We start from the raw sequence: 2,277 nt of genomic DNA, 5'->3' as shown, positions 1-2,277 counted from the left end.
ACCCACGCTCCCCTAAGGGGCTGGGTTTAAACCCAGCCCCGCGAGCCCCATGGCGGCGAATGGCTTCCCCAACGGGGAACGGGAAGGGGGATCAAAAAAGCCCCGCAGGGGGCATTTCGAGCCGTAGGCGAGTTTTTCCTGCTCTTCTCATCTTCAGCTTAGCTAAAAACCTGATCGTGTCTTAAAACGCAAATCTGGCGGTTTTAAAAAAAGAGACTCAAATTTTTTTAAAACCGAGTTTGCCTTTCCTTTTCCTCAAAAAAGCAGTCTTAAAAGCGTAGAGCAGTAAATTGCCAAACAGGTCTCAAAGTAATCTAATTTACTGTTTTTTCTTTAACCAAAAAAACGCCCAATACCTTGTATTTATACTTAAGGGATAATTTCCACGCGCTAGATTGGGGTTTTGCCCAGTACTGGCGTGCGTTTTATAGTGGTTTGACATATGGAAGATTTTGGGTTGATAATGCTGTTTTGGAATTAGGTTTGGCTCTGCGATGGCGATCATCCATCCAGAGCCGCGATCACCGGAATGGATTGGCAGGCGATGGAAGGATTCTAACATGAATTTTTTCTTCCTGCCAAGCTAAGGCAGGTATGGCAGAAAATAATAATAATAATAACACCCGTTACCTCAGCGACTATAATGCCAATGATAAACCCTGGGACAAACACAGAGCGCTTTGTGATGAGGTCGGTGGTCTTTATGCCGCAGCACTTGAATTTGAGCGTTATGCCGCACGCATGGCCGATTGCAGTGGTCTTCTTCGCTTTGGCTGGTCTGATAATCCGGAGACAGGTGAGACGCGCCTGCGACTACGCGAGGCTCAGTTCTGCCGTGTGCGCAACTGCCCTGTCTGTCAGTGGAGGCGCTCTTTGATGTGGCAGGCACGTTTCTACCAGTCTCTGCCGAAGCTGGTTGAAGCTTATCCGTCGGCACGCTGGGTTTTCCTGACTTTGACCGTTCGTAACTGTGCCATTAGGGAACTGGGCTCTACTTTGGGTGCGATGAATTCAGCTTTTAAGCGATTAGCGGCGAGAAAAGAATTTAAGCCAGTACTCGGCTGGATAAGAACGGTTGAGGTAACCAGAGGCAAGGACGGCAGTGCGCACCCGCATTTTCACACCCTGATGATGGTGCCGTCCTCTTGGTTCAAGGTAAATTACGTCAAACATTCCCGTTGGGTTTCTCTCTGGCAGGACTGCCTGCGGGTGGCTTACGAGCCGAATGTGGATATCAGGCCGGTAAAAATCAAAAAAACAGGCGAAGGTCAGAGTGAGCCGATTGCCGATGCCTTGCAGCGTGCCGTGGCGGAAACACTGAAATACGCAGTGAAACCGGCCGATATGACAGCCGATCCTGAGTGGTTTCTGGAGCTTACGAGACAGACCTTTAAGCGTCGTTTTGTGGCAACAGGTGGTGTTTTGAAAGATGTTTTGAAGCTTGAAGAGGAATCCGATTCTGATTTAGCGCTTGCCGAGACCGAGCCTGATGGTAAAGCCGATGATGGCTCACGGCTTGCCTTTGCATGGCGCGGCAAGGAGAAGCGCTACAAACGGGAACCAAAGCAGGACAAAGGCAGCGAAAGGAATTAAAGCCAAAAACGATATTTTTATGCTGTCTTTTTGGGCAGAAAAATAATCGTTTTTAAATTGTGACAGAGTGTTCAGGTATATCCCTTGCCGAAGCTGTTGTTTGATGCGGATTTTAGATACGTCACTGGCAGTAAAAAAACCAGTGACGTATCGGGTATTCTCCCTGTGATGGATTGTGCAAATTTTATAATTTGTCCCACAACTCCCCTATCCCGCCAACCTCAACCCAATCCTAAAATCAGCAACTAATGAAGGGAAAAGCCGATAGAGTGGTTTGACGAACAAAAACGACTCTGACTGCCTCTCTTGGGCGAGGCGGTTTATTGAATAATTCCCGCTGCGTCACTGGTCTGTTACTGCCAGTGACGCAGCGAACATCTGCATTAAACGACTTAATTTTCAATGAGTTACATTAAAAATTCGGTCACTCTCTCTATGACCGAAAAAAAATCGATCGTTTATTGAACATTATTGCTCGAAAAAAGAACACTCATTTTTGATAAATACGTTTCATTGGAAGAGTCCACAAAAATGTTTAATCTGAGCTAATTGTCAAAAACAGAAAAACAGAAAAATCAAAACCGATCATCCCGCCGGATTTTCCAAGGGCGCAATATACAAACTTCGTGTGTTTTCTTTTTAAACAGAAAGCGGGTCAAAGAGGCTTTTCGTAAAACCGTCATA

General features: G+C 46.3%; 1 protein-coding gene. It reads left to right on the top strand.

The genetic code is table 11. The annotated features are described in order from the left end of the window. The first annotated feature begins 594 nt into the window (after positions 1-594). Positions 595-1,593: a protein rep gene (locus Lfee_RS00675; RefSeq protein WP_058443358.1), complete on the top strand. Its 999-nt coding sequence runs from the start codon at positions 595-597 to the stop codon at positions 1,591-1,593. Positions 1,594-2,277 lie beyond the last annotated feature (684 nt).

Origin of the sequence: Legionella feeleii (assembly GCF_001467625.1) — a bacterium.
Lineage (GTDB): Bacteria > Pseudomonadota > Gammaproteobacteria > Legionellales > Legionellaceae > Tatlockia > Tatlockia feeleii.
This window is presented reverse-complemented; position numbering and strand designations above follow the sequence as displayed.

What these genes read in the sequence shown, in the direction of transcription:
- Lfee_RS00675 (WP_058443358.1), top strand. Translation starts at nt 595, where the DNA reads ATGGCAGAAAATAATAATAATAATAACACCCGTTACCTCAGCGACTAT.